The 26362-nt window shown below is 44.8% G+C and carries 25 protein-coding genes; 5 read left to right on the top strand and 20 right to left on the bottom strand.

The annotated features are described in order from the left end of the window. Positions 1-330 precede the first annotated feature (330 nt). From GJU87_RS13630 to GJU87_RS13660, 7 genes are all read right to left on the bottom strand, one after another. Complete coding sequence (locus GJU87_RS13630; RefSeq protein WP_153640021.1) at positions 331-759, bottom strand: Rrf2 family transcriptional regulator; 429 nt, start codon at positions 757-759, stop codon at positions 331-333. Continuing rightward, on the bottom strand, positions 756-1379 hold the full coding sequence (locus GJU87_RS13635; protein WP_153640022.1) for a YceI family protein: 624 nt from the start codon (positions 1377-1379) through the stop codon (positions 756-758). Before GJU87_RS13635 ends, GJU87_RS13630 begins: the two co-directional genes overlap by 4 nt. A gap of 166 nt (positions 1380-1545) precedes the next feature. After that, positions 1546-2775, bottom strand: a complete 1230-nt coding sequence (locus tag GJU87_RS13640; protein WP_153640023.1) for a hypothetical protein — start codon at positions 2773-2775, stop codon at positions 1546-1548. 100 nt (positions 2776-2875) lie between these two features. Beyond that, on the bottom strand, positions 2876-3460 hold the full coding sequence (locus GJU87_RS13645; protein ID WP_153640024.1) for a YceI family protein: 585 nt from the start codon (positions 3458-3460) through the stop codon (positions 2876-2878). A 393-nt stretch (positions 3461-3853) separates the two neighbouring features. Then, on the bottom strand, positions 3854-5539 hold the full coding sequence (gene ettA / locus GJU87_RS13650) for an energy-dependent translational throttle protein EttA (protein ID WP_153640025.1): 1686 nt from the start codon (positions 5537-5539) through the stop codon (positions 3854-3856). Positions 5540-5634: 95 nt separating this feature from the next. Beyond that, positions 5635-5985 carry a hypothetical protein gene (locus tag GJU87_RS13655; protein WP_153640026.1) on the bottom strand — a complete coding sequence of 117 codons (351 nt, stop codon included), beginning with the start codon at positions 5983-5985 and terminating at the stop codon, positions 5635-5637. Positions 5986-6007: 22 nt separating this feature from the next. Further along, the gene (locus GJU87_RS13660) at positions 6008-6589 is read right to left on the bottom strand and encodes an RNA polymerase sigma factor (protein ID WP_153640027.1); all 582 of its coding nucleotides are present in this window, start codon (positions 6587-6589) and stop codon (positions 6008-6010) included. Positions 6590-6797: 208 nt separating this feature from the next. On the opposite strand from GJU87_RS13660, the gene GJU87_RS13665 reads away from it, so the two are divergent. After that, entirely contained in the window at positions 6798-7160 is a 363-nt protein-coding gene (locus tag GJU87_RS13665) for a hypothetical protein (RefSeq protein ID WP_153640028.1), read from the top strand. A 400-nt stretch (positions 7161-7560) separates the two neighbouring features. Here the strand turns inward: GJU87_RS13665 and GJU87_RS13670 are convergent, their stop codons facing one another. Further along, positions 7561-13404, bottom strand: a complete 5844-nt coding sequence (locus tag GJU87_RS13670; protein ID WP_153640029.1) for an alpha-2-macroglobulin — start codon at positions 13402-13404, stop codon at positions 7561-7563. A gap of 262 nt (positions 13405-13666) precedes the next feature. Here GJU87_RS13670 and GJU87_RS13675 point away from each other — a divergent pair, with 262 nt between their 5' ends. The 3 genes from GJU87_RS13675 to nadD are packed head-to-tail and all read left to right on the top strand — an operon-like array spanning position 13667 to position 15716. Continuing rightward, positions 13667-14542, top strand: a complete 876-nt coding sequence (locus GJU87_RS13675) for a YicC/YloC family endoribonuclease (RefSeq protein WP_194831535.1) — start codon at positions 13667-13669, stop codon at positions 14540-14542. 25 nt (positions 14543-14567) lie between these two features. Then, the gene (gene gmk / locus GJU87_RS13680; protein WP_153640030.1) at positions 14568-15137 is read left to right on the top strand and encodes a guanylate kinase; all 570 of its coding nucleotides are present in this window, start codon (positions 14568-14570) and stop codon (positions 15135-15137) included. A gap of 9 nt (positions 15138-15146) precedes the next feature. Beyond that, the gene (gene nadD, locus GJU87_RS13685) at positions 15147-15716 is read left to right on the top strand and encodes a nicotinate (nicotinamide) nucleotide adenylyltransferase (RefSeq protein WP_153640031.1); all 570 of its coding nucleotides are present in this window, start codon (positions 15147-15149) and stop codon (positions 15714-15716) included. A 98-nt stretch (positions 15717-15814) separates the two neighbouring features. Here the strand turns inward: nadD and GJU87_RS13690 are convergent, their stop codons facing one another. Next, the gene (locus tag GJU87_RS13690; RefSeq protein WP_153640032.1) at positions 15815-16660 is read right to left on the bottom strand and encodes an outer membrane beta-barrel protein; all 846 of its coding nucleotides are present in this window, start codon (positions 16658-16660) and stop codon (positions 15815-15817) included. 374 nt (positions 16661-17034) lie between these two features. Here GJU87_RS13690 and GJU87_RS13695 point away from each other — a divergent pair, with 374 nt between their 5' ends. Next, the gene (locus tag GJU87_RS13695) at positions 17035-17460 is read left to right on the top strand and encodes an FKBP-type peptidyl-prolyl cis-trans isomerase (RefSeq protein WP_153640033.1); all 426 of its coding nucleotides are present in this window, start codon (positions 17035-17037) and stop codon (positions 17458-17460) included. 60 nt (positions 17461-17520) lie between these two features. On the opposite strand, the gene GJU87_RS13700 is transcribed toward GJU87_RS13695, so the two are convergent. The 11 genes from GJU87_RS13700 to GJU87_RS13750 form a co-directional block, all read right to left on the bottom strand. Next, positions 17521-18072 carry a 2-oxoacid:acceptor oxidoreductase family protein gene (locus tag GJU87_RS13700; protein ID WP_153640034.1) on the bottom strand — a complete coding sequence of 184 codons (552 nt, stop codon included), beginning with the start codon at positions 18070-18072 and terminating at the stop codon, positions 17521-17523. Between the two features lie 27 nt (positions 18073-18099). Then, a complete protein-coding gene (locus tag GJU87_RS13705) occupies positions 18100-18912 on the bottom strand; it encodes a thiamine pyrophosphate-dependent enzyme (RefSeq protein ID WP_153640035.1) in 813 nt (270 codons plus the stop codon). A gap of 3 nt (positions 18913-18915) precedes the next feature. Next, complete coding sequence (locus GJU87_RS13710; RefSeq protein WP_194831536.1) at positions 18916-20001, bottom strand: 3-methyl-2-oxobutanoate dehydrogenase subunit VorB; 1086 nt, start codon at positions 19999-20001, stop codon at positions 18916-18918. A 25-nt stretch (positions 20002-20026) separates the two neighbouring features. Continuing rightward, complete coding sequence (locus GJU87_RS13715) at positions 20027-20254, bottom strand: ferredoxin family protein (RefSeq protein WP_106543939.1); 228 nt, start codon at positions 20252-20254, stop codon at positions 20027-20029. Between the two features lie 40 nt (positions 20255-20294). Continuing rightward, positions 20295-21641, bottom strand: a complete 1347-nt coding sequence (locus GJU87_RS13720; RefSeq protein ID WP_153640037.1) for a pyridoxal phosphate-dependent aminotransferase — start codon at positions 21639-21641, stop codon at positions 20295-20297. 332 nt (positions 21642-21973) lie between these two features. After that, positions 21974-22492 (bottom strand): flavodoxin, encoded by a 519-nt coding sequence (locus GJU87_RS13725; RefSeq protein ID WP_153640038.1) that lies wholly within the window; start codon positions 22490-22492, stop codon positions 21974-21976. A gap of 10 nt (positions 22493-22502) precedes the next feature. Next, on the bottom strand, positions 22503-23339 hold the full coding sequence (locus tag GJU87_RS13730) for a prephenate dehydratase (protein WP_228491996.1): 837 nt from the start codon (positions 23337-23339) through the stop codon (positions 22503-22505). A 152-nt stretch (positions 23340-23491) separates the two neighbouring features. After that, positions 23492-23647, bottom strand: a complete 156-nt coding sequence (locus GJU87_RS13735) for a hypothetical protein (protein WP_153640040.1) — start codon at positions 23645-23647, stop codon at positions 23492-23494. 4 nt (positions 23648-23651) lie between these two features. Next, positions 23652-24077 (bottom strand): ACT domain-containing protein, encoded by a 426-nt coding sequence (locus GJU87_RS13740; RefSeq protein WP_153640041.1) that lies wholly within the window; start codon positions 24075-24077, stop codon positions 23652-23654. A gap of 70 nt (positions 24078-24147) precedes the next feature. Next, positions 24148-25446 (bottom strand): phenylacetate--CoA ligase family protein, encoded by a 1299-nt coding sequence (locus GJU87_RS13745; RefSeq protein ID WP_153640042.1) that lies wholly within the window; start codon positions 25444-25446, stop codon positions 24148-24150. Between the two features lie 595 nt (positions 25447-26041). Continuing rightward, positions 26042-26212 (bottom strand): hypothetical protein, encoded by a 171-nt coding sequence (locus GJU87_RS13750; RefSeq protein WP_153640043.1) that lies wholly within the window; start codon positions 26210-26212, stop codon positions 26042-26044. Between the last annotated feature and the right edge of the window lie 150 nt (positions 26213-26362).

Genomic DNA, 26362 nt, shown 5'->3' on the forward strand with positions numbered 1-26362 from the left:
CTACGAGGTTGTTACACCGCAGTTAAGGAAAAATTACAATAATGTTACAAGATGAATGGCGCTCTACTCAGCAAGAATAGGGGTTTTAACTACCTGCAAACATGCAGGTAACATTGAAGTAACATTTTTGAGAAACAATCAATCCGTATTGAACGGCAATTTACCTGACGGTAGATGAAACAGGATGAAGCCTGGGCAAAAACAATTTTGTAACACAACGATTGTCGCCAGCCATATCACGTAAAAAATTGGTCTCTGAAAACTCGTTCCGGCAGTACAAAGAGAAGAATAGATGAGCTTGAGAGATTGTAACAAACAGGCATGCGGTGCTTACACTTTTTCTTCGTTGCGTTTTCGCACATCGGCCACCAACGCCTCGACCGTCATACTTTTAAAATGTTCAACGACTTTTTGGTTTAAAACATCCCAAAAATCGCGGGCTGTGCAATGGTCAGCCTTCTCACAATCGTAGTTTTTCGAAAGGCAATCGACAATGCAAATTCCAGGTTCGAAGGCCCGGTGTATATCGTAGATGGTAATTTGGGAGGGCGCGCGTCCAAGAATGTAGCCACTCTTTCGCCCGCGCACGTTGGCTATTAAACCTGCTGCTTTTAGTGAAGCAATAATCTGGTCGAGGTATTTTACTGATAAATCCTGATTTTCGGCGATATCCTTTTGATAAATACCGTCGGGACCGCTGTTTAATGCTACCTCAATCATTACACGGATCCCATATCTGGTTTTCGTATTAAACTTCACGGCGAATTGGCTTTTTGGGTGATTAGTTTGATCTCAAAATTAATAAATACTTCGTCTTTCACCCGGATCATTCCCAGGAAACGACGCGGCGGGGAAATGTTGTAGTCAGTCAGACGGATACGGGTCCTACCCTTTACAACCACCCGATTTTCCTCATTGTTAACGACTTCAATCGGCGTATCATAATCGTTGGTAATCCCTGCAATGGTTATGGCTAGCGGAATATTGGCCACACGCTGTGCTGCAAATAAACTGGCCAACTCGTCCTTGCGAAGAGTAATTTTGATTTTGGGATATTTTGACGCTTTCAGTAGATCTTTGAAGTCACTGAGCATGGCGGGGTTGCTCGCGTCAATTTGATCGACTGGCACATAAAAAACAAGAGAAGAAGCATCAGCTTCAGAACCAGTCGACGCTGAGGACAATGCAAAATCCTCTTCCTGAGGCTGATCATAATAAAAATGGAACTGATTGACATTCGTCGAACCATCAATACGTACTTTGGCCAATTGACAAATGCCTTTGAAATCAGCACTTTTCACCCATCCGCCGAAAAGCAGCGGGAATACAAAAAGAATAACCCGAACAAATATCTTCCCTATGTCAACCCTTCTTTTCATATTTCTTTTCGGTTACATTAAAGTATACCCGAATAAAAAAGCTTTTGTTCCAATCTTTTGCTACTTCAGTACAAGATTACACGTCCAAATGAAAAAACAGAACCTTCCCCCACGAGGGGGGAAGGTCTTTACTAAACAATATATTATGGATGTAACCTGGATGAACTTAGAAAGAAATTCCAGCTTCGAACATAATACCGTTGAATCCGGCATTGGTTCCGTAGTTAGCGAAGTTTTTGTAGTTCTGATCTACATACTCCAGCTTAGCAACGATGTTCTTGGTCATGTGCCATCCACCTGCAATCTGTACACGGTCAACTGACATGTCAGTGCTGTTCTTCACTTTGTTGTAACGGGTACCCAGATAGAACTGCTCTTGTCCACCAAAGTGATAAATACCTTCGATTGCAAATTGGTTGAAGTCAAAATCACCACCGAATGCACCAGTACCTTTTGCTTTTTCGTAAGTTCCGAACAATTCGAATCCGTAGTACTTAGCGAAAAGGTTGGCCATCATAGAGTTGTCTTTGTTGGTGAAACCCGGGCCCCAACGACCAGTAGTATGACCAGAAGAAATATCCACGTCGTCAGCGCTTCCGGTTTGCTCCTTCATTACCAAGTAGTAACGAGAACCGGTACGGTCACCATTATAAAGCGAACCGAAGTGGTTTTTTGCACATGAATAACCTGAAAGGGTTGCACGCAGACGGAAATTCTCGTCCAACTGCTTGTCGAAACCTACTTTACCATAGAAAGCCAGTTCGTCTGCAGTATTGTAAGTTGTATAAGAATCATTTCTCGCATTGTATGCAGCGATAGCCGGTTTCAAGGTACCATTGGAAACTGCACCCATTGCCAACCAGCCATTGTTGCGGTACATTACTTCAGCAGCACCAGCAGTGGTGAAAGCATCCATGATGTAGTTACCAACAAATGCATTATTGATTACGTGACCATTATCTGAACGACGGAAGTGCTCATCACCGTAGTTGAGTTCCATCATACCTACTTTGATGGTCAGTTTCTGCATCAGTTTGTCAACAGCCTCAGAGTTCAGGAAGGGAAGCTGATCCATCAGTAAATACCCTCCTTTTACCCAGGTATCCTCGTGGTGACGAGAAGACAAATAAGTAGTCAGGTGAACCTGTACCCCGGGAGCCAAATCAGCGTAAATTTTCATGTTAGCTGTCGGCAGGTTCAATCCCGATCCCAACGGAATCAAGTTGGTACCGTCGGCAGATTGATCCAGGGCCTGATATTGTAACGCAAAATCAGCGCCAATATGTGCTTTCACTTTTGTAAAATTGCTTCCATCGAGCTTGGGTTGTTCGAATTGCTGTCCAAAAGTGAATGATGCAATCAATAACCCTGCAAAAAGAAAGAATACTCTTTTCATAACAATTGGTTAAAATCTGTGGTTACTATTTATTTATTGGTGCAATGTCTCCGCAATTCACACTAATCCAACTCACGGTCGAACATTGCGTTTTTTTTAATTACTTGGCGAATTCAAAATTATATTTCACGGTAAGGCCGTCGCCGGTTTTGATAGCTCCGAACATGGCGGTTACCTGCTCGATTCCGTACTCCGACATCTTGATTTTAAAACTTCCGCTCACTACCGCATGTCCGGCGTCCGAAACTTTCCCATTAAAAGGAATTTTAATGGTTTTCGTTACTCCAACCAGCTGAAACTTTCCAACCAGGTCGCCGCTAAATTCGTTTCCGGTACTCTTCAGATTTTCTACGCTATCCGAAGTAAAACGAATTTCCGGGTATTTATCGGTTTTTATAGCCTTGTAAGCTTTTTTATCCATAATAGAACTTTCATGGCTTTTCAGGCTCTCTGCCGGACAAGAGAACGTCACACTTTCAATGCTGTTCACAGCCGTCCCATCAATTCCCATCACGGCAGTACATTTTAAATCGGCCGTCTTCATATTCCAATCGTGTAGCGTTGAAGTTCCATCAACCTCGACTGAGCTTTTATCAGCTACTAAATGGAATGATTCCTGCGCCTTCACCTGCCAGTTCCACATAAAAAGAACAGCGGCAATCAACGATATTACTCTCATTTTCATTCGTTTTTAATTTCCTACTTTTCCTATCGTTTTGGTGGGATAAACGTAAGTAAATTTTTAAACCGACCAAATGCCAAAAGATAGGTTGCATCTTATCTTTTTATCAAAATCGACTTAACAACATATAAAAACAGGCAAAAATCAACACCTATAAAACTGTATATGTGTACATTGCAACCATAAAGCTAATTTAATTTAAACCAGTTTTAAATAATACTAACAAAAAATTAGAACCATTCTATGTATTACCCTTCGACTCTTAAGATCTGTATAAAAGAAAAAAAGAAGTTAAAATAAACAGTATTTAATTCTGAATATCTGGAAATTACATCTTTCAATACCAACAAAAAAGCCGGAAAAATCCGGCCTTAGAATAAACATATGTAATTATCTTCATTTGACCAATTTCTTGTATTTTATCCGGTGTGGACCGGCATCTCCAAGCCGTTTCTTCTTATTTTCTTCGTATTCGGAGTAACTTCCTTCAAAAAAGTGAACGTAAGAATTGCCCTCGAAGGCCAAAATATGGGTCGCAATCCGGTCTAAAAACCACCGATCGTGAGAAATTACCACAGCACAACCGGCAAAATTGTCGAGACCTTCTTCCAGTGCCCGCAGCGTATTGACATCAATATCGTTCGTCGGCTCATCGAGTAACAGCACGTTGGCCCCTGATTTCAGCGTAAGCGCCAAATGCAACCTATTGCGCTCACCTCCCGAAAGGATACCACACTTCTTCTCCTGGTCGGCACCACTGAAGTTGAACCGGGCTGCATAAGCTCTGGCGTTGATGGAGCGTCCGCCCACCTGCACTTCGTCGTTGCCGCCGGAAATGACCTGGTAGACCGTTTTCTCCGGATCAATGTCAGCGTGTGTCTGGTCGGCGTACCCCAACTTTACAGTCTCACCAACCGAAAATGTCCCCGCATCGGGTTGTTCCATGTCCATCATCATCTTGAACAGCGTTGTTTTTCCGGCACCGTTCGGGCCAATCACTCCCACAATTCCGTTAGGTGGAAGGGTAAAATCGAGATTTTCGAACAGCAACCGATCGTCAAAACCTTTGGATACGCCGTGCGCTTCAATCACTTTGTCTCCCAAACGCGGACCGTTCGGGATAAATATCTCGAGCTTCTCCTCTTTCTGCTTCACATCTTCGTTCAACAGCTTCTCGTAAGCTCCCAGACGGGCCTTTGATTTGGCATGACGGGCTTTAGGCGTCATTTTCACCCACTCCAGCTCGTGCTCCAATGTTTTCCGGCGCTTCACATTTCCTTTTGCTTCCTGAGCCATCCGCTTCTGTTTCTGCTCCAGCCAACCGGTGTAGTTTCCTTTCCAGGGAATGCCTTCGCCACGGTCGAGTTCCAGAATCCAGCCCGCTACATTATCGAGGAAGTACCTATCGTGCGTGATGGAGATGACCGTACCTTTATATTGCTGCAAGTGCATTTCGAGCCACTGCACCGATTCGGCATCCAGGTGGTTCGTCGGCTCGTCGAGCAGTAAAACGTCGGGTTCCTGCAGAAGAAGACGACACAACGCTACCCGACGGCGCTCGCCACCCGACAATATATTCACCGGCGTTTCACCGTCCGGGCAGCGCAGAGCATCCATGGCACGTTCCAGTTTGTTGTCGAGGTTCCATGCATCGGTAGCGTCAATCTGTTCCTGCAATGCCGCCTGCCGATCCATCAGCTTCTGCATCTTGTCGGCATCTTCGTAATATTCCGGCAAACCGAACTTCTGATTGATCTCTTCATATTCATTCAGGATGTCGACTACTTCCTGGGTGCCTTCCTGTACAATCTCCTTTACCGTTTTCGATTCGTCGAGCTGCGGTTCCTGCGGCAGATAACCGACCGTATATCCGGGAGAGAAAACAACTTCGCCCTGATAGTCCTGCTCCAAACCGGCAATAATCTTCAGCAACGTCGATTTTCCGGAACCGTTTAAACCGATGATCCCGATTTTCGCTCCAAGAAAAAACGAAAGAGAAATATCTTTGATAACCTGTTTTTGCGGGGTGAAGGCTTTACTCACCTTGTACATCGAAAAAATAATCTGTCTGTCTTCGCTCATGAAGTAAAGTTTTAATTCCGAGAACAAAATTCGCATATTTCCGGCGAAAAGACAACGGCATCAGGGAGTTTAAGATGAGTGGCTTCGGAAATGGGTCATTTTCTTCGCAATAAGAAAAAACGAAGGACGACCTGGTCGGCGAAAACAACAAAAGCAATCAATATTATTAATAATATGTAAGGAAGATATTCGCCTACCGGATTCCTAAGCCAGCTTTGAATGGTTTCCGGAGAAACAAAAAACCATATCCCGGCCAGGACGAGAAGCGGAACGATAGTCACGCCAATCTTGAGCGCATACTCCGTTATCAAACGCCTCCTCAACATACGGTCCCCCACTTTCCGGCTAACGCGATCGGCAAAGTCGGTTGAAAGTGAAAATCTGGGCTCCTCTTTCAAAACTTCATGAATCAGTTGGTCCATTTCGTTGTATGCTTCTTCCTTCATAACGTCGTAATTTAATCAAAAATCATGCTTCCATTCGATGAAAAGCCGCAGCTTCTCCCGGAAGGGCATGTTCCAAGATTTCCCGCAACTGCTTTCGCGCCCTGTTCAGGTAACTTTTTACTGTTCCTTCCGGCATACCGGTAATCTCTTCAATTTCGTGGTACGAAAACTCTTCCAGGTGGTAGAGCGTCAAAACGGTCTGATACGGCAAGGGCAGCTGTTCGATTCCTTTTCGCACTACTGCCTTCATGTCGGTTTCGTGAACCACCCGCCAGGTGGCATCTTCCGTCATGCTCAATTCAGCTTTCGCCGGAATGGTTTCCAATAACTCCAACCGATCACGCTGGTGTTTTTTCAGGTAGTCAGAACACGTGTTCCAGGCAATGGAAGCAATCCAGGTCGACAGCTTCGATTGGTTCCGGAAACGGGGAATACTTTTATACACTTTCATAAACACATCCTGGCAAATATCTTCAATATCATCCGGCTTTCCGACCATACGCCAAACCACATGCCACACCAACCTCTGATGCTTTTGCACCAAAAACCGGAAAGCATTTTCATTCCCGTTAACTACCTGTTTTACGATATCGTGATCGTTCATACGTATGTATATGTCTTCACTACCTGAAGAAATGTTGCACTCCCGCTCAATAAATTTTTGCGACAAACAATTCAATCATTATTCCTCCCTGTTTTTCAATCACTCAAGAGGATTTCAAATAAAGCTAAAAGAAAAAATTGAGATTCACTGCAACCTTTCTTACCAGCGTGTCGACATATAGGGCAAACAACATTTAAAACTGAAAATCATGCAAGACGTATTTGTAACCGCAGTCGTTTTTTACGGTATATATTACCTTCTCAGGACTTTGACCGACTATCTCCTGAAACGCCGTATTATTAAAGAAGGACATTTTGAGAAAGCAGGCATTTTGGAAGTTGTTCCGCGCACAGCTGAAGATCCGGAACCCAGCCGGTACAAAACCCTGAAATGGGCTTTGGTCACCTTCATGGGTGGTGTCGGTCTCATCGTAGCCGACGTGATTCAGAACCTACCGGGAATCCCATGGGCGCATTCTTATAATGCACTGATTCCTTTTGGAATTGTATTGGTTTTTGTTTCGCTTGGCTTCATTATTTACTTCACCATTGCCAACAAACGGAAAGTATAAAACAATTACGGAACGTGACGAGCTACTATTGTTAGCTGCATCACGTTCCGTTTTTCTTTTCCTACCCAAGTAGCTTTTCCATCTTGCTCCCGACCTCATTTACCCAAGTCTGTACCCTTTTTTCCCCAGTCCGGACCTGTTCTGTGAGGCTCCCGACTCTTTCTACCCTGCTCCCGAGCATTTCTGTCGCGGTACCGACCTCATTTCCTCAGGTCCAGACCCTCTCTTTGCTGAAACAGCCCCTTTCTGTGCAGCTCCCAACCCTTTCTATCCAGGTCCGGCCCTTTTCTACCCATCTCTGCACCACTTTCGTCCCACAATCGCGTATTACTTTCCCGGTCCGGACCTTTTTTGCCCGTTTACCGAGTCTCCCGCATCACAGCCCGCGGTAGTTCTCCACCTATTGTGCAATGATAACTTCTCCTGCCGTATCGGATGCATTGAATGCCGGTGCAAACTGGCACTGAATGGTTACCCGACCAGAGCTAAAATCGCCATTGTGGCTTACCCTTAAGGGATATTCCAACAGATAATCGCCTTGTTTCAATTCCTGAATAAAGAAGCGGGTTTGTTCGTCGGTGTTGACACGGTAATACCACACGCGACCGCTCGATTCATAGCCGGAAAGCTGCTTTACCGGTTCGGTGCCGGCGGGACGATCGTCGGAGATGGAGACAAATCCCAAATCACGATTCGCATGAATCCGTAGCCGGACCATCATTAAGTCGCCTGGCTCGATCCCTTTCAAATCGGACGTAAGTGACTCTCCACCATTTCGGCGGACAACACGATACAACGACTTGGTCACCGTCATTCCGTTCCCGGTTGACAATGAGCTATCGACCGGAGCAAAGAACTGGTGATATAAGGCCCCAAAACCGGTCGTCTTTCCGTTATTCCGAAGCTCCAACTTTGCGTTTTCGGGCAATTCGGAAGGCAGCGTGTATTTGAAATATCCTTTCGGTGAACCGGAATGGGTTGTCGACACCGGTTGACCATTTATAAGAACGGTAGGCGCTGATGTTTCCAGGGGCGTGTCAACTCCCGTTGATAGCAACGCCTCAACTGCTTTCACTGTTTCGTCTGAATTAGCCCATGCGTGTGTTCTTTTCTGCTGCAACAGCCACAACTTCATGGCAGCCAAATCGGCTTCCGGAGCACCGGTTTTCTCAAACAACTGCATTATAATAGCCTGCAGCGAAAGTGACGATTCGCGGTAGAACCAGGGCGAATTTTCCGTTCTCCAATACATGCCCAACTCTTTACTCTTCACCGCGCGTTCCTTTAACGACTCAACAATCGTTTGAGCGGTTTTCCGGTAGTCAGTCGACCATAAAACCGAGGCACTTTGCGCCTGCTGATACAAGCTCAACTTCATCCAGGTTTGAGAAAGTTTCCGTAAGAAGAATTGTTCTGCAGCTTTTCCTTCATTCCCGACCGGTTGCTGTTCAAGAGTTGTGGCAGCGTACAAATAATCGATGATGTTGGATGACGGAACATACTGTTTCTGTTCTTTCCCGCTCAGCCGTTTGTAGCTTGCCACCATTTCCTTTTCGAGGTAATGAATCGCTTTTGACAGTATCGTATCCGCCATCGCTTGTTCTTTTCCCGACAAGGCATTCTTGTGAATAAGTGACGACAGATTATTCACCACCTGTGCAGTAATCCATGAACTCGTCTTCATTTCGGGATACCAGGAAAAGCCACCGTCTTCCTGCTGCATGGCTTTTAGGCGCGATAAGTCATCGCTAATATTCATGGCAATCGTGTCTGTATTGAACAGCTGTAATTGTTTCTTCTCCCGAATGGCATCATCCATCCATGGCGTCTCGTTCAACCGGATGGCAGCCAAATCATCGTTACGCTCCATTTGCGTTTTCAACGAATCGGGTTGGCTTAGCAGCCGGGCCCTTTGTTTTGCCAATTCTGTTTGAATCTCCGGATGTTCCTTCAGCAAGCTTTGAACGGTTGCTGAAGCATATAGCCGGTTGGCCAGTCCGGTAGCACTGCGTGGCCGGCTGCTCATCACCGATGGCAATGCTTCGATAGCCTGCCAAACCGGATTTCCCATCCATTCCAGTGTCCAGCGGTCATTATCTTGTTGTTTTCCTTTCAGGAATAACGGATTCCAGATTTTCGATGCCCCCGGTTTTAACCGAAATGTTTCCGACTGTACCATCCATTGTTCTGTAGGAAGTACATTAATGGTTTTTTCGTAGCCATCACTCAGGGAACCAGCCGAACCGGCTACCTGAATCCGGTACAAACCCGGTTTCTCAGGTGCGTTGACCAACCACTTTACAACTCCTGATTCACCATCCTCCAACGCGATGTGGCGTGGTTCAAATCCGGGTAGTGAGAAATTACTGCCATCGGCGCTAACCAGCTTCAAATGGATATCTGCTTCCAGTTCTTTCCCCGAAAGGTTGGTTACTTTCACCGGCAATTCAACCTCGTCGCCGGCCACCAGAAAACGCGCCGGATAGGGTTCTACCATGAAGGACTTTTGGCTGACAAACGACGTATCAATTGTGCCGGTTTTCCCATCAATGGTGTGTGCCAGCGCCATGAACTTCCACTTCGTCAACGCATCAGGCATGCGGAAATGAATGGTAGCCATTCCATTGGCATCCGTCTTCAACTGCGGACCAAACCAGGCTGTTTCGCGGAAGTCACTGCGAATTTTCGGCTGTTCTACCTTCGGTGAAGAACTAGCTCCACGGATTCTAATACTCTCGTTCACCTCTTCATCTTTACTTAACGAATTCATTTTAGCCCTATCTTCCACCACAAAAAAGACGGCTTGATCGGTCCTAAAGTCTATCCATTGCGGAAGTCCCAGTTCCGGAACCACTTCCGTTTGCACTTTTTGCAAGGTTAAATCCGGGCTCCTGGCGTAATCATTTTGTACCGGACGAATCATGAGCGGCATTTGCCGGACATAAAACCAGTGTTGAATAAGATTTAAACTCCAGTTATGCGCTAAAATGTCGTCGAGGGAAGCATCGTACACCACGCCCCCCACTTCGGCCTGCACGGTTTTACCACTTTCATCGGTCACCCTGATTTTCCAGCTGATCTCCTTGCCGGGTTCTGCCTTTTCCGGAAAATCAACCGTAGTAACCCGCAAATTTTTATTGGGCTGCATCACATTGATTCGGAAAAACTTCCGGAAAGCACGCCCGTATTGAACCGTTGATACACGCACCGCGACTCCGTTTGCCATATCGGCAGTCACCGGGATATTCACTTCTCGATGGCTCTTTTTCGTTTTCACTACCGGAAGTTGAATCAACGTATCCGGTTCTTCCAGCGAAATCTGCCAAAAACTTTCACCGGTCGTCCCCAAATCCAGTTTCAAATCGTCGCCAACTTTCGCAGACGTTTTTTCCATGTTGACATAAAATGGATCGACAAACGGATATTTCCGGCATTGGGAACGAAATACCCGGATGACCCGCTCTCCAATCACTTCCCTACCAAATGCATCTTCTGTTTTGGCTGTGACTTTATAATAACCGGGCTTCAGTTTTTTTCCCGGAAGGAAACACCACGAGCGTTCTTTCGTGTTGAATTTTAAAGTAGTCAGCACTTTTTCAACCGGAAAATCCTCCGGTTTAATTTGATCGCTGTAGACATTTCCGGGATATCGTTTTTCCCACTCTTCCTTCGTGTAAATTGGATGGTCGGGTGCTTCCCACTCCCGCTCCCTTAACGACTGGTTAGGAGATTGAAGCCGGGCAAAGGTGACCGTTCCTTTCACCGAAACGGAATGATTGGCCGAATTGGTAAAATTCAATCCCACCTTAATTCCTTTCCCCTTGCGGATACTTTTATCGGAAGCATCAACCTGATGCGGAACACTCAGTTGGGCGAACAGTGCCTTTTTCGCGATGTGCAATGATTGGTTCGCCGACTGTGTCTCTCCGCTGATGTCGGTCACATCGACTTCAATATCATAGTTTAAGCCCAAGTCATTTTCTGTGGATTTCGGCATGAATTGGAAATGGAAGAGACCGTTAGCATCCGTTTTAAACTGGCCGGAAAGTACGTTGCCGGAATTGTTTTCCGACCGCTCAAACCACAGCGTTTGCCGGGTGATTGTGTAGGTTCCGGATACGCCTGCCAACGGAATACCGTTGAATGACTTGACTGTTCCGCTTACTTCTACCGGATGACCCGCCTCGTACTGACCATCAAATTTTTCGAACGCAATGTGGAATCCAGGACGCCGGTAAGTCTCTACCCGAAACGACTGATATCCATCGGATGTTCTCAGCGTAAAATTGCCCGCTAAACTACTGGTCGGTAAACGAAACTGACCGGTCGCACTACCGAACCGATCTGTCAGGATTTTCAGTGAATCGATCACCTGGTTATGTGCATCACGCAGAAATACCACCATTGGTTTTCCGGCAACCGCGCGGGCCGTATCGCCATGCGTCCGGAAAGTAATGGCTTTGAATAAAACTGTCTGTCCCGGACGATAGATAGACCGATCGGTGAAAAACCAGGTCTTCTCTTTTGTTGTCTCGGTTTGTTTATGGTAATATGGCTTACGCCAACGCAGACTCAACGTATCAGCTAACGAACGAACCTGTACCAAATTGCCTTCACCCGTCCAAAGCGCTCTGCCCTTATTGTCCGTTTTGATTGAAGATTTATTGAGTTGTTCTCCGTTTAAATTTCGTATACTCAATTCGGCTCCGGCAACAGCTTCTCCGTTCGATTGCCGGCGGACCGAGAAAACGGTTCCGGCATCGACTAGCTGCTGTTCCACATACATCCGGGAAACCGTTAGCGGGGAAAGGCTTTCACAGCCGTCGCCATCAATCTGCAGCACATAAACTCCAGCCTCTAATGGTTTCAGGAGCAACTCGGTGCTATGCGAACGCAAATCACTATCAGGTACGAGCGTATATTTTTCTTGCTGAATAACCGGACTACCAAGTAGCTTCGAGGAATCTTTACGGCTTTTCAACTGCCCGTATTGTAGAAAATAGGTTTGGAAAAGTTTCTGATTGATTTTGTGGATGGAAACCTTCACACTTTTCAAATTCTGGTAATCCAATTTTATGGCAAATGGGAAACCGGGCCTCACGACTGGTTCGGATTGTGTGGATAGCTGCGGCCGTCGGAGTTGCTGAAGACTATTGAAGCTTCTCTTGCCCGCTTCTGTTTCAGGGAATTTTTTCCAGGTTTTTTCATACAACCTGGCCGCTTTCAGCCAATCCATTCGATGCTCAACTGTTTGCGGAACATTTTCCCGAAACTTTCCTCCCCGCATCTGGTAAAAATCTGCTTCCGCTCCCCAAACATCTGCCAACAGGTCGGAGTGAACAACGGTTTTTTCCAGTCCATGTATCTCATTCAAAAACAAACGATCAGTATTCTCAAGCGAAGATTCCTGGTAGGTGAATTTAATCCGGTCGAGCCGGGCATAGAACAACGCCACTGAATCTCCGTCTTGTTGGTGGTATCTTTCGAGTAGCCGGTACAGGATGATCGAGTGATCGTAATAGCTCAATGGCGATTTTCGGTCAATAATCACTTCCCCCGGTTTTCTTAACCACAAAGTGGACTTCTGATAAAGCGGTAATGGCCGGGGGACGGGTTGAGTATACATACTACCGTCCTGATAAAAGTTCAATGCTTTCCGGACCACCAAATCCAGCAATGTAGGCGTTCGATCCCAGGCCACTTTTTCTCCGAAAATAAGTGATTGCCAGTCCCTGGCAGGAATTTTCGCCAGACTGTCGGGATACTGCAATGCCTCATTAAAACACTGATGGATTTGATCCGCAAAAAAACGAGCATCCCACGTGTTGATATCGGTAGAATCTACTCCCCCACTGACCCTGTCAAGAATTTTCCAGCGATTATCCCGATATACCTTATGTAGATACCTACCTTCAAATGCCTTCAGTACAGCTCTTCCGGGCACACTTAATTTCTCATATTCTTTTTGCCAGATTGGCAACGGATTTTCCGGCAGAGAATCCTTCATCGTAAAAAATTGAAGCGCCGCAAAAGCCTTCACCCGTTCCTGAACATTGTTCTCTTTGACTGCCTGAGTGGCAATCTCCTCTATTATTTTTTTTATGGATTCTGGCTTTCGGATATTCGCCAGCGAATCAGCTTCCGCCCATTTTTCCCGGTAGGAAAACTGTTTTGTGGCAGCCTGAGTTGTTGAAAATAGTGAGATGAGTAATAAAGCAAGGAGTAATCGGCAGGTCATTTTCATTGGTTACATTTATTTTGGTTGAATGGATTCCTTTTTGCTACACCAAACAAATTTGGTACCAGAAAGCTCAATAATATTTGAATTTGCCGGAATGAAAAGGCGTTAAAACTGATTTTTGATGATAAATAAGACGAAGCATCTGTTATTGGCAGCAATATAAAACGTAATTTACCAGTAATTTCAATTAAACATACGCAATCGACACTCACTTTTTTAGAATGCCGTTTGAAAAGCCTAATTTTGTGAACAAAATTTTTCGTCCATGATGAAATCGATGACCGGCTACGGAAAAGCCGAATGCGAACTACCTAACAAGAAGATTACCATTGAGGTAAAATCGCTGAACAGCAAGCAACTTGATATCAACACCCGGATACCAGGACTATACAAAGAGAAAGATATTTCCATCCGGAAATTAATATCCGATATACTCGGCCGCGGGAAAGTGGAATTCAGCATGTATCTTGAATCGCTTGGCGAAGAGAGCAATGCGACCATTAATGGCGCTGTAGTACGCGACTACTACCAGCAACTTAATTCCGTCAGGAAAGAGCTCGGGATCGATGAAAGTCAATCGTTGCTCGACATTGTGATGCGTCTTCCGGATACGGTAAAAGTGGAACGCGAAGAACTGGATGAAGAGGAATGGAAACAGATTATCGCTAAAGTGAAAAAAGCGCTTCTTAACCTCGATGAATTCAGAATACAGGAAGGTGATGCGCTATACAAAGACATCGAGGCAAACATTCAGAATATTCAGAATCTGCTTCCTGATGTTGAGCCTTTTGAGAAAGAGCGCCTCAACAAAGTGAAAGAGCGCATTCTGGATAATCTGAAAGAGCTGGAAGCTTCGGATTCAGTGGATAACAACCGGTTGGAACAGGAAATGATTTACTACCTGGAAAAGCTGGATATTAACGAAGAGAAAGTCCGGCTGGCCAACCATTGTATTTATTTCCTGGAAACCATGAAACTGAATGAACCGGTTGGAAAAAAGCTGGGATTCATCGCGCAGGAAATTGGTCGCGAGATCAACACCATGGGCTCCAAGGCAAATCATGCTGAAATACAGAAGATTGTTATTCAGATGAAAGACTCGCTGGAACGGGTGAAAGAACAGACGCTGAACGTATTATAAATTCCGGAAGAGCGATTATTGGAAAATGAAGAAAGGCAAACTGATTATATTCTCAGCACCGTCCGGTTCGGGCAAAACGACTATTGTAAAACACCTGCTCACCTGTCCGTTCGATTTTGATTTTTCGATTTCAGCAACCACCCGTCAACCCAGAAACGGAGAGACCGACGGAAAGGATTATTATTTCCTTTCGGTTGATGAATTCAAGTCGAAACTGGAAGCTGATGAATTTCTCGAATGGGAGGAAGTTTATGCCGGCAGTTATTACGGTACCCTGAAAAGCGAAGTGGAACGCATCCGCGAAAAAGGACACCACGTTCTGTTTGACGTAGATGTAGTTGGCGGAACAAACATTAAGAAATTTTATGGCGACGAAGCACTGGCCGTGTTTGTCAAACCACCCAGTGTTGAGGAGTTGGAGAAACGACTCGTCGCCCGCTCAACCGATAGTCCGGAAGTGATTGCCGAGCGGGTGGCCAAAGCCAAGCATGAATTGACTTACGCCAAATACTTCGATTACATTCTGGTGAACGACGAGCTGCAAACTGCATTCAAAGAAGCAGAAGAGACGGTGAGGGCTTTTCTGGAAAAATAATCCGGACCGATGAAAATTACACTCTACTTTGGTTCCTTCAACCCCATTCACAAAGGACATCTTGCGGTTGCCCAGAAGGTGCTCGATGAAAAAATGTCCGATGAACTTTGGCTGGTTGTTTCTCCTCAGAATCCGTTGAAAGAAGAGGAGGCGCTCTGGCCGGAAGCGGATCGGTTGGCCATGGTTCAACTGGCCATTGAAGGAAAAGATGGAATTAAAGCATCGGACTATGAGTTTCACCTGCCCCGTCCATCGTACACTTATCAAACTCTTTTGCGGTTGAAACAAGATTTTCCTCAACACTCGTTCAACGTACTGATTGGCGGAGACAACCTCGAAGCATTTGACCATTGGCGTGACCACCGGAAAATCCTCGATGAATTTGGGCTGATCGTTTATCCCCGACCGGGTTACGAAAACGAAGAACTGGCAAATCACCCGAACGTAACACTACTCAATGCTCCACTCCTGGATATTTCTTCTACCGAAATCAGGGAGCGCTTAAGCCAGGGACTATCACTGGTTCCGCTGGTTCCTAAAAGTGTTGCGGACTACATCCTTTCCGGCAATTTCAGCTAAAGAAAAAAGCCACACCATAATTGGCGTGGCTTCCTTTTGTATCTGAATGAACTTGTTAATCGAAAGACTGCATTCGACTCAAATCATTTTACTTCTTCTTAGAAATAGTAAGTGAAACCAAGGTTGATACCCTGCTTGCTGTAAGGTGAAGTAGTCGACAATGCTTCGTTGGCATTTACCGGATTACCGCTCTGGTCTACCTGAATTTTGTCTTTGTAATTAACCACTTTCGGTTCATAAGAACTCAATGCATCGTTTCCATTAACGACATACTTGGTCATTTCAGACTTCTTCCGCTTGATGTTCAGGTAAACACCTTCAATTTCGGTAAATACCGAAAGCTTGTCGTTCAGCTTATATTCCACACCCAAAACACCTTTGAAACCCAAAGAGAATTTTCCGTACATCTTTTGCTCTGCATTTACTTCAACCGGAATCATTTGAGTCTGATCGGCAGGATTCGGCATGTACTGAGTCACATCAGCATTCACCATTGAGTATCCACCCACAGGCAATACAAAGCCTACTTTGGTATAAACCGAGAATTTTTTCGAGTGCCCCGTACTCATAATAATGGTCGGTGCAACACGATATTGACGAGTGTATACATCAATATTCTGCATAATCACGTTGGGTACATTGTAATCGGCAACAGTTACTGTCTTACCAATAAGATAAGTGAAATCAACTTCTGCACCAATGTTATCATTCAGGTAATAACCAGCAGAAATTCCGACAGGAATACCGGCACCAATCGAAGTGTAGATCTGCTCCTGGTAGCCATCAGCTGTAACTTTTCCCTGGCCTAAATCGACATAATAACCATCTTTGGATACTCCCCATCCGTATCCGCCTCGAGCTTTGAGGTAAAAATTCTGTGCTGAAAGTGACTGGCCGATGCCCATCACCATCAAAGCAATTGCGATAGTTTTCAGTAATTTCATTTGCTTATTTTTTGAACGTAAATGGTCTGTTAAACTTTTCGCCTATTCAGAATGAATCCATGCAACTATCTGATAATGCGAACTATTTAAACGATTAAGTAATGTTAAAAGTGGCGTGAAAGTAGAAACAAAATATTAATTAGCAAAACATAACTCACTGCCATTCAGATTTTTAGAATATTAGGTTTAAAAATTCTAAAATTAAGTTAAAAACCAGCATCTGTTTTTTGTTTGGAGCACAATTACTTAAGATTCCATACAAATCGAAACATTACAATATTTAGATGTGAAAAAAATTGCTATTATAAAACATAAGAAACGCATCAAGTGTATTTTTAACGCTATTTACTCATGATTCCCTTTCTTTGTAAAAGATGAAAAAGAAGAACAAAAAGCAGGGAGGTTCATCCGGTCAGAACCGGAAAACCAGCGAAGATTTTCTCGAAAAGAATGTGAAGAAACCGGAAATTAACGTGACAGAATCCGGACTACAATATGAAATTATTAAGGAGGGCGAGGGAACAGTACCCGATCCCGATGGCTATGTGAAAGTCCATCAACGGGCTATACTGGTTGGCGGCAAGATACTTGACGATACTTACAAGAACAACGAGCCGATGGAGTTCAGGCTAAAGGATACCATCGACGGTTACCAGGAAGGATTGATGATGATGAGAACCGGAAGTCGGTACAAGTTGTATATCCCTCCGGAACTGGCCTGGGGAAAGCGGGGCTCAGGCGGAAGAATTGGCCCAAATGCCGTCGTGATTTTTGATGTATCGCTTCTTGAGTGTTGGTAGGGGTTTTATAAAAAGAAAAAACCCGAACAAAATGCCCGGGCTGATTCTATTGTATCAAGTTTAAACGGTGTGCACTGTTTCCATATTCTTCTGCCCCACCCCAATGGCTTCGAGGTTGAGTGGAATCAGTTTGTGGTGCCTTTCGGGAAGTGATTTCTCCAATCCCTTTTCAACCTTCTCCATCGGAAAGATAGGCTTCACTTTTAAGTAAGCGCCCATCACAATCATATTGAATGTTTTGGGATTACCCATTTCAGCTGCCAAACGCGCTCCTTCCACCTTGTAAACATTGATATCCTTACGTGTGGGTGGATGAACGATTCCGTTCGGATCGTACAACAATACGCCGCCTGGCTTTACCTGCTTTTCAAATTTATCCAGCGATTGCTGGTTCAGAATAATGGCGGTATCGAATTCGTGCAGAATGGGAGAACTGATGCGTTCGTCACTGATGATAACAGACACGTTGGCTGTTCCACCCCGCATTTCAGGTCCATATGAAGGAAACCAGGTTACTTCCTGGTCCTGCATAACACCGGAATACGCCAGGATTTTCCCCATGGAAAGAACGCCTTGTCCACCGAATCCGGCTATAATGATTTCTTCAGTCATTTTTTGATTTTTTGGTTCGGTAATCAATTAAACATTCATTTTCAACGCTTCCGGATCTTCTTTTTCTCCGTCTTTCAAATCTCCCAGCGGATAGAACGGAAACATGTGTTCTTCCATCCATTCGTTGGACTCAACCGGAGAAATTTTCCATCCTGAATTACAGGTGGCAACTACTTCCACGAAAGCAGTTCCCTTTTTGTTGGCCTGCACTTCAAATGCTTTCCGGATGGCTTTTTGGGTTTTCCGAACGGCTGCCGGCGTCTGAACACTCTGACGGGTCACATACGCTGCACCAGGCAACTGGGCAATCAACTCGGTAATTTTCAGCGGGTATCCGTTCAGATCGACATTACGACCATGAGGCGTTGTGGCCGTAACCTGACCAACCATCGTTGTAGGAGCCATCTGACCACCGGTCATTCCGTAAATAGCGTTATTAATAAACACCATCACGATATTCTCACCACGGTTAACCGCGTGCATGGTTTCAGCAGTACCAATCGCTGCCAGGTCGCCGTCGCCCTGATAACTGAAGACGAACTTATTCGGGAAGACCCGCTTCACACCAGTAGCCACTGCCGGTGCACGACCGTGAGCTGCTTCGTGCCAGTCGATATCGATGTAATTGTAGGCAAAAACTGAGCAACCTACCGGTGAAACACCGATGGTGTCTTCCTGAATGCCCATCTCATCAATCACTTCGGCAATAATTTTGTGCACTACACCATGGCTGCAGCCCGGACAATAGTGCATCACTTTATCCGTCAATACAGGAGATTTCTGGTAAACCAAATTCTCCGGCTTGATGATATTCTGTATATTTTCTGCTACTTCTGCCATGGTTTATCCTCCTATCAATTTTTGTTCAAGAGCCTTTTCTACTTCGTCAGGTGAAGGAATGATGCCTCCCATTCGTCCGTAATACTCAACCGGAACCTTACCATTTACAGCCAGGCGAACATCTTCCACCATCTGTCCGGCATTCATCTCAACCGAGAGGAATCCGTTCACGCGTCCGGCCATTTTTTTGATTTCTTCCGTTGGGAACGGGAATAGGGTAATCGGACGAAGCAAACCGACTTTGTGACCTTTTGCGCGGGCCAGTTGCACAGTCTTTTGACAAACACGTGCAGCCGAACCAAAGGCAACAATCACGTAGTCAGCATCGTCGCAATCGATGGCTTCGAAGCGTACCTCGTTCTCCTGAATCTTCTGATATTTTGCCTGAAAACGAATGTTGTTCCGTTCCATCTTATCTGATTCCAGCTCAAGCGAAGTAATGATATTCTGCTCGCGATCGGGGCTTTTTCCAATAGCCGCCCAACTTCCCGAAATCTCTTTTACTTCTTCGTCTGTCCAACGAGGCTTGTAATCTGCCAGTTCTACTTTTTCCATCATCTGACCAATCGCTCCATCTGACAGAATCATCACCGGATTACGGTATTTAAACGCCAGTTCGAAACTCAGGTCAACAAAATCGTTCATCTCCTGAACTGATGCAGGCGCCAACACAATCAACCGGTAGTCTCCATGGCCACCACCTTTGGTTGCCTGGAAATAATCGGCTTGCGAAGGCTGAATGGTTCCCAAACCGGGACCACCGCGCTGCACATTCACAATTAAACAAGGTAATTCAGCACCGGCGAGATAGGAAATTCCTTCTGCCATCAGGCTGATACCGGGACTTGACGAGGAAGTCATTACTTTCTTTCCTGAGCCGGCAGCCCCATAAACCATGTTAATCGAAGCCACCTCACTTTCGGCCTGAAGGACCACCATACCAGTTTCATCCCAGGGACGACGGTTCATCAGGGTTTCCATAACTTCGGATTGCGGGGTAATAGGATATCCGAAATAACCGTCACATCCACAACGGATGGCAGCTTCGGCAATCACCTCATTACCTTTCATTAATCTTAGTTCTCCCATTATGTTAACGTTTCTTGAATGTTAGTTAAGCAATTTTGGCTCTATACACCGTAATACAACTGTCCGGACAAACCATAGCGCAGTTTGAGCAACCAGTGCAAGCCTCCGGATTCTCCATGTACGAATAATGATATCCCTTTCCGTTGACGTTGCGGTGCAAAGCCAGTGTCTGAGTAGGACATGCCACTACGCACAAATTACATCCTTTGCACGTGTCCACGTCAACTACTACCGCTCCTTTAACTTTAGCCATTCTAAATTGTTTTTTTGGTTATCGTTGATTCTTTGATTTTCTATATCATCTCACGACTCTTCTCCCGTTTCTCCCCTACCGGGAAATCGTGATAAAATTGTTCGAGTCTTTTTTCCAGGTCTGCAAACTGGTCACGTCCAACATGCGAAACACAGGCGCGCAAACCTTCTTTTGTACTTCCGGTGTTTCCTAATGTAATGGCGCTAACACCATAGAACAAGAGATTGTGAAGCAACTCTCCTCCGGTCATGCCGGGATAATCTATCGTAAAATAGAAACCGTCGCCTATCTCCTCGTCCATATCTTTATCATATACAATCCGGAATCCGTTTTTAAGGAACATCTCCTTCATGATGTGTGCCCGCTCACCGTATTCCTTCACGTCCTTCACAAAATCGAACTTGCCATCGTTAGCCGCTTTCAACATCGCAGCCAAAGCATACTGTGCTGAGTGCGACGTACCCGACGACAACGAGTAAAGCGCCCTGTGAACAATCGCTCCACCAAAAGTGTGCACATTCAATCGTGCTTCCAGGTTCGGATACTTTCTATGATAAAGTGCATCGGAAATAACCATGACACCAATGCGCTGACCGGCATATGAGAATACCTTCGAGCTCGAAATCAATAACACGTAGTTATCAGTATAATGTGCTACCGTGGGTTGATAAGGTGGTACACCCGGTTTCGACAAATCAGTCCGGAAATCCATGGCAAAATAGGCCAGGTCTTCCATCACTGTCACATCATATTTATTGGCCAACTCGCCGATGATTTGCAATTCAGCTTCCGTGAGGCAAATCCATGACGGGTTATTCGGGTTAGAGTATATAATGGAGTGGATATTTCCTTTCGAAAGGAATGACTCCAGTTTTTCGCGCAGTTTCTCACCGCGGTAATCGTAAACATCGAACGATTCGAACTTCTGTCCCATCACCAGGAACTGCTGTTTCTGAACCGGAAATCCCGGGTCAATAAACAATGCGGTATCGCGCTCTTTCCGGCAATTCCCGGCTACGAGAAAAGCTGCATATCCTCCCTGCATCGAACCAACGGTCGGAATGCATCCCAACGGGTCCACATCAATATCCATAAAGAGTTTCACAAAACGCGAAACCTCGTCTTTTAGTGGCTGAATTCCATCGATTCGGGGATAAATAGAAGCTACGTTGTTTTTTAGCGCTTCGATTTCCGCTTCAACACCAATATGGGCCGGAGGCAACCCCGGAATACCCATTTCCATACGAACATACCGATCGCCTGTTTTTGCTTCGATATTACTTACCAGTTGAACGATTTCGCGGATGGAAGCTTTTCCCAAATCAGGGACGTCCAATGCCTGAATATTTTGTTCAACAACTTCTCTGTTAATTGGTGTATCGGTCATCTTGATTTTCTAATTTGTTAGGAAATAAACGAAGAATAGCAGGTTTCGCAAAGCCTTGCAGAATGCTAGGCAACATGTTTTTACGATCCGGATGAAACTAATGATCCGGCGCTTTCAGTTTGATAAAAAACTATCCTTTTTCGCCTTCAATTTTACAATCTCCGCCTCAGGATTTTTGGGCCTTTTTTTGACCATTTTTGGAAATAGCTTCCAAATGTGTTGTTCAGATCTCGATTTAAATCAACTTTTGCATCCACCTGAACCTGTTCTTTCGTTGAAAAGATTTAAAAAAGCCGCTGTATCAACAGTTGCTATACAACGGCTTTTTTATATCAAAATTCACTATTCAGCTGAGCAACCCAGGCTTTTACCCTTTCGGCCGTCAGATCGGATTCATAGTCTTCATCGAGAGGCAAGCCCAGAAACATTCCGTCTTTCAATGCTTCCGAATCCTGGAAAGTGTATCCTTCCGGAGATGTCTTCCCGATAAGGGTACCTTTATTTTTCAGAATAATTTTGGCCAGTAGCCCCATTGCATCGACATAGTGATAAGCGTAAGTAATATGATCGCCCAGGCCGAACAGAGCAACCTTTTTGCCGCTGAAATCGAAATCACGAACTACCGGGAAGAATTCCGCCCAGTCGGTATTGGTGAATTCCTGGTCCCAGGTATCTTTTCCTACCGTCGAAATTCCAAAAATGATTTTCTCATACTTGTTCAAATCATTAATGGATGCCTCACTAACCGGTATCAAATCGATGTTCTCTTCACCGAACTCCTGCGCTACTTTTTTAGCCGCGTGATGCACCGAACCGTTTAATGGTCCGAAGAATAATGCGATTTTACTCATTGCTTGAGGTTTATGGTTTGTTTAACTCAATATCCCCCTTTCTGTATTCACCCATAATGGCAAGGCTCGAAACATTTCTCAGCACCAAATGAATGGCACGCTCGTAATTATCTTCTGAATCGTATTCCAGGTCAACATGGAATGAATATTCATTGGGTTTCCCAAGAATGGGAATGGACTGAATTTTCGTCAAATTTATCTGGTTGTCACCAAAAATGGTCAACACTTTCGCGAGGGCACCATAATAATGTCCACATTGAAAAGAGATGGACGCCTTATTGGTTCCCGCTATCGGGTTGTTGTGTTTCGATAAGATGAAAAAGCGTGTGTAATTCTTCTTATTCGTTTCAATCCCCTTATCCAGTATTTCAAGGCCATAAATATCAGCCGAACGCTGATTTCCAATGGCCGCTACGTTGTTATACTTTTCGCGGGCCAGCTCCTGTGCTGCTCCGGCGGTATCCGATTTCTCCTGCAGCTTTATCTCACCAAAGTGTTGGTCGATATATTCGGAACATTGTCTGAGTGCAATCGGGTGCGAATGAATTTCCTGAATATCATCGAATTTTGTTCCCGGATACACCATCAGATTCATCTGAATATGCAGGTAAATCTCACCGACAATATGCAAATGAAAATCATGCAGCAGAGCATAATTTGCCAGCAAGCTACCGGCAATGGAATTTTCGATAGCCATCACGGCTCCATCAACCTCATCGCGATCGAGCAACTCGCAAACCTTGCGAAACGTCCGGCACTCCACTATTTCTACATCCTCACCAAAATATTTCCGGGCGGCATCCTCATGAAACGAGCCTTTTATTCCCTGTATGGATATCTTTTTCACTAAATCAAATTTAAATCCGTTTATTAATCCAGAGCAAGTTAACTAAAAAAATCCCGTTTCCTGCGGCCTTCGGCTGTTTCCATACAGCAGTGTTCCAATTCATAAGGTTTTACATAACGGAATTTACTCACATTCCAGTTCTTCCGTTAATGTTAATTCTTTGTTGCCGACTGCTCGGTATATACACTAAAACTGTGCTTCAATCCTGCCGAAAACGAACTCCAGTTAAAAGCAATCAAGACCAGAATGACAACCAGGGCAATTAACAGCAGTTTTTCGTGCAAATTCAAATCCCGAAACTTCTTCATATCCTTAAATCTTGTACAAATCACTGGCCTTTATCAATTCCAGTTTGTTCTTCTGTAATACTTCAATGCAGCGTTCGGTATCATTAGGTTTGATAATCACACTAGCCGAATTGCCCATTGAAAACGCATAAAGATATTCAATCGAAATCTCATTTCTACTGAGAATTTTCAGGGCACGGGCTAATGCACCAGCCTGATTGGGACAGTTTAAACCAACGACATTCGATTCTCTAACGGTGAATCCACTTTCATGCAGCACATTGGAGGCCTTATCTGGATCGGATACAATTAATCGCAGAATTCCAAATTCGGAAGTATCTGCGACAGAAAATGCACTTATGTTAATTCCAGCGTCTCCCAAAATCTGGGAGACCTCATTCAGACGCCCCGATTTATTTTCCAGAAAAACAGAAATTTGTTTAATCAGCATCTTGCTTACGTGTTATGGTTATTGCCCTTAATTTAACCAAAATAATGGTGATTTCTTCCGGGAAATCGGATTAAATATTCCGCTTGTCAATCACTCTTTTGGCTTTGCCTGCTGTTCGCTCAATTGTTTTGGGTTCAACCAGTTTTACATCTACTGTCAATCCCAGCGTACTTTCCAGTTTGTGGGTGATTTGCTTTCTTAAATCCTGCAGCTTCCTCACTTCGTCAGAGAAAAATTGCTCCTGCACTTCCACCATTAAGCTCAATGTATCAAGTGTATTTTCCCGATCCACAATGAGCAGGTAATGCGGCTCGGTTTCGCTCATCTCCAGTAGAACTGTTTCAATCTGCGATGGGAAAACATTTACTCCACGAATAATGAGCATATCATCGCTGCGGCCTTTGCACTTCTCCATTCGGACAAGCGTGCGTCCACAAGAGCATTTATCATAAATCAACCGGGTTAAGTCTCTTGTTCTGTAACGCAACAACGGAATTCCTTCTTTGGTAATCGTGGAAAATACCAACTCTCCCACCTCTCCGTCTGCAACAGGTTCGAGCGTAACAGGATCAATAATTTCCGGAATAAAATGATCTTCGTGCACATGCATGCCTTGCTGGTATTCACATTCGCAGGAAACGCCCGGACCAACAATTTCACTCAAACCATAGATATCGATAGCCCGAAGTTTCAGTTTCCGCTCAATCTCTTTTCTCATGGCTTCCGACCAAGGCTCTGCACCGAAGATGCCCACACGCAGGTTCAGTGTTTCCGGGTCGATACCCGCCTCATTCAAAACATCAGAAATGTAAAGCGCATAGGAAGGAGTACAGCACAAAACCGACGAGTTAAAATCCTGCATCAGTTGAATCTGCTTTTGCGTATTTCCTCCCGAAATGGGAATGACCGATGCCCCCAGATTCTCTGTTCCGTAATGAATTCCCAAACCTCCTGTAAACAGCCCGTAGCCGTATGCGATCTGAACAATATCATTCTTGTGAACGCCCGCCATACACAATGAGCGGGTAACGACTTCGGACCACATATTGATGTCTTTCCGGGTGTAGCCCACCACAGTCGGTTTTCCGGTTGTACCGGAAGAAGCATGCAACCGGACAATCTCACTCATGGGAACCGTGAACAAGCCAAACGGGTAGTTATCACGCAAGTCAGATTTCGTGGTAAACGGAAGCTTATGCAGATCCTCCACTCCCTCTATATCAAACGGCGTTAAGCCCGCCTGTTGCATCTTATCACGATAGTAGGCAACGTTGTGATAAATCCGTTTGACAGTTTCAACCAATCGTTCGCTTTGAATGGCCTTCATCTCATCACGAGTGGCACATTCCATCTTTTCATTCCAGATCATTTCAATTCTCTTCGGTTTTATTTCCGGGCACCAAAAAAAACTAATGTGCCCTGGTTATATAGCTTTATTGAGGTTAAGCAGATGGTCTAAATCAAATCATATGTCCGCGATATTGCCTAAAGCTCATATTAACGTCCCTGAAAAACATTGATCGTGTGGTGGATAGATTGTAAACAAGCACTTTGCAAACAAAATTAACAATATTACAGCGCGGAGAGATATAAAACTTTCAATTCCTATTTTTTATATTTGTTCTAATTATAAATTAACAGAAATTCGAAAGAATATTTTTGGAAAGATAATTCTGAAGCTGAAATTTTGAATCAGGAAAGAAAAGTAAAGGACTTAATTTAAGACTTGGGATAATTGGGACTATACAGAAGGTTTTCCGTTCGTTTGACCAGTTGTCCGTTTTTCACAAAACCATCACCCCTTTCAGTGAAATGTTGAACCATGCGGCTACGCCACTTTTTTAATTCGCTCTGCCAGGAAGGATCGGCATGTAGTTCGTGCTTCTCTCCCGGGTCATTGACCAAATCGAAAAGTTGTTCCTCGCCGGTACGGAAAAACCAAATGTACTTGACCTTTCCATCGGTTAAAGCACTCTAATAATTTTCGGGGCGATAGGTCGTGGCATGTTCCAAATCAATGCATTCACGCCATCCCGGAAAACGACACCATTTTTCGCCAGCCGGTCAATATTCGGAGAAATTACCGCCGGATTTCCCATGCAACCCAACGCATCAAAACGCTGCTGGCCGGTCATGATAAAATGATGTGTGGCTTCCTGGGGTGTTTTGAATCGTCCGATGATTGGGAGAAACCCTTCTCTGTGGCACCAACCGTTAAACCGGCTGCTGCCACAAAGGTGGAACGGATAAAATTCCTCCGTGATATGGTTAGGGCTTTCCTCATC

The organism is Prolixibacter sp. NT017 (genome assembly GCF_009617875.1).
Classification (GTDB): domain Bacteria; phylum Bacteroidota; class Bacteroidia; order Bacteroidales; family Prolixibacteraceae; genus Prolixibacter.

Bases quoted from the DNA above. Each gene is read 5' to 3' on its own strand.
- GJU87_RS13635 (WP_153640022.1), bottom strand. From the start codon at position 1,379: ATGAAAAGAAGGGTTGACATAGGGAAGATATTTGTTCGGGTTATTCTT.
- GJU87_RS13640 (WP_153640023.1), bottom strand. From the start codon at position 2,775: ATGAAAAGAGTATTCTTTCTTTTTGCAGGGTTATTGATTGCATCATTC.
- GJU87_RS13645 (WP_153640024.1), bottom strand. From the start codon at position 3,460: ATGAAAATGAGAGTAATATCGTTGATTGCCGCTGTTCTTTTTATGTGG.
- ettA (WP_153640025.1), bottom strand. From the start codon at position 5,539: ATGAGCGAAGACAGACAGATTATTTTTTCGATGTACAAGGTGAGTAAA.
- GJU87_RS13655 (WP_153640026.1), bottom strand. From the start codon at position 5,985: ATGAAGGAAGAAGCATACAACGAAATGGACCAACTGATTCATGAAGTT.
- GJU87_RS13660 (WP_153640027.1), bottom strand. From the start codon at position 6,589: ATGAACGATCACGATATCGTAAAACAGGTAGTTAACGGGAATGAAAAT.
- GJU87_RS13665 (WP_153640028.1), top strand. From the start codon at position 6,798: ATGCAAGACGTATTTGTAACCGCAGTCGTTTTTTACGGTATATATTAC.
- GJU87_RS13670 (WP_153640029.1), bottom strand. From the start codon at position 13,404: ATGAAAATGACCTGCCGATTACTCCTTGCTTTATTACTCATCTCACTA.
- GJU87_RS13675 (WP_194831535.1), top strand. From the start codon at position 13,667: ATGATGAAATCGATGACCGGCTACGGAAAAGCCGAATGCGAACTACCT.
- gmk (WP_153640030.1), top strand. From the start codon at position 14,568: ATGAAGAAAGGCAAACTGATTATATTCTCAGCACCGTCCGGTTCGGGC.
- nadD (WP_153640031.1), top strand. From the start codon at position 15,147: ATGAAAATTACACTCTACTTTGGTTCCTTCAACCCCATTCACAAAGGA.
- GJU87_RS13690 (WP_153640032.1), bottom strand. From the start codon at position 16,660: ATGAAATTACTGAAAACTATCGCAATTGCTTTGATGGTGATGGGCATC.
- GJU87_RS13695 (WP_153640033.1), top strand. From the start codon at position 17,035: ATGAAAAAGAAGAACAAAAAGCAGGGAGGTTCATCCGGTCAGAACCGG.
- GJU87_RS13700 (WP_153640034.1), bottom strand. From the start codon at position 18,072: ATGACTGAAGAAATCATTATAGCCGGATTCGGTGGACAAGGCGTTCTT.
- GJU87_RS13705 (WP_153640035.1), bottom strand. From the start codon at position 18,912: ATGGCAGAAGTAGCAGAAAATATACAGAATATCATCAAGCCGGAGAAT.
- GJU87_RS13710 (WP_194831536.1), bottom strand. From the start codon at position 20,001: ATGGGAGAACTAAGATTAATGAAAGGTAATGAGGTGATTGCCGAAGCT.
- GJU87_RS13715 (WP_106543939.1), bottom strand. From the start codon at position 20,254: ATGGCTAAAGTTAAAGGAGCGGTAGTAGTTGACGTGGACACGTGCAAA.
- GJU87_RS13720 (WP_153640037.1), bottom strand. From the start codon at position 21,641: ATGACCGATACACCAATTAACAGAGAAGTTGTTGAACAAAATATTCAG.
- GJU87_RS13725 (WP_153640038.1), bottom strand. From the start codon at position 22,492: ATGAGTAAAATCGCATTATTCTTCGGACCATTAAACGGTTCGGTGCAT.
- GJU87_RS13735 (WP_153640040.1), bottom strand. From the start codon at position 23,647: ATGAAGAAGTTTCGGGATTTGAATTTGCACGAAAAACTGCTGTTAATT.
- GJU87_RS13740 (WP_153640041.1), bottom strand. From the start codon at position 24,077: ATGCTGATTAAACAAATTTCTGTTTTTCTGGAAAATAAATCGGGGCGT.
- GJU87_RS13745 (WP_153640042.1), bottom strand. From the start codon at position 25,446: ATGATCTGGAATGAAAAGATGGAATGTGCCACTCGTGATGAGATGAAG.
- GJU87_RS13750 (WP_153640043.1), bottom strand. From the start codon at position 26,212: ATGACCGGCCAGCAGCGTTTTGATGCGTTGGGTTGCATGGGAAATCCG.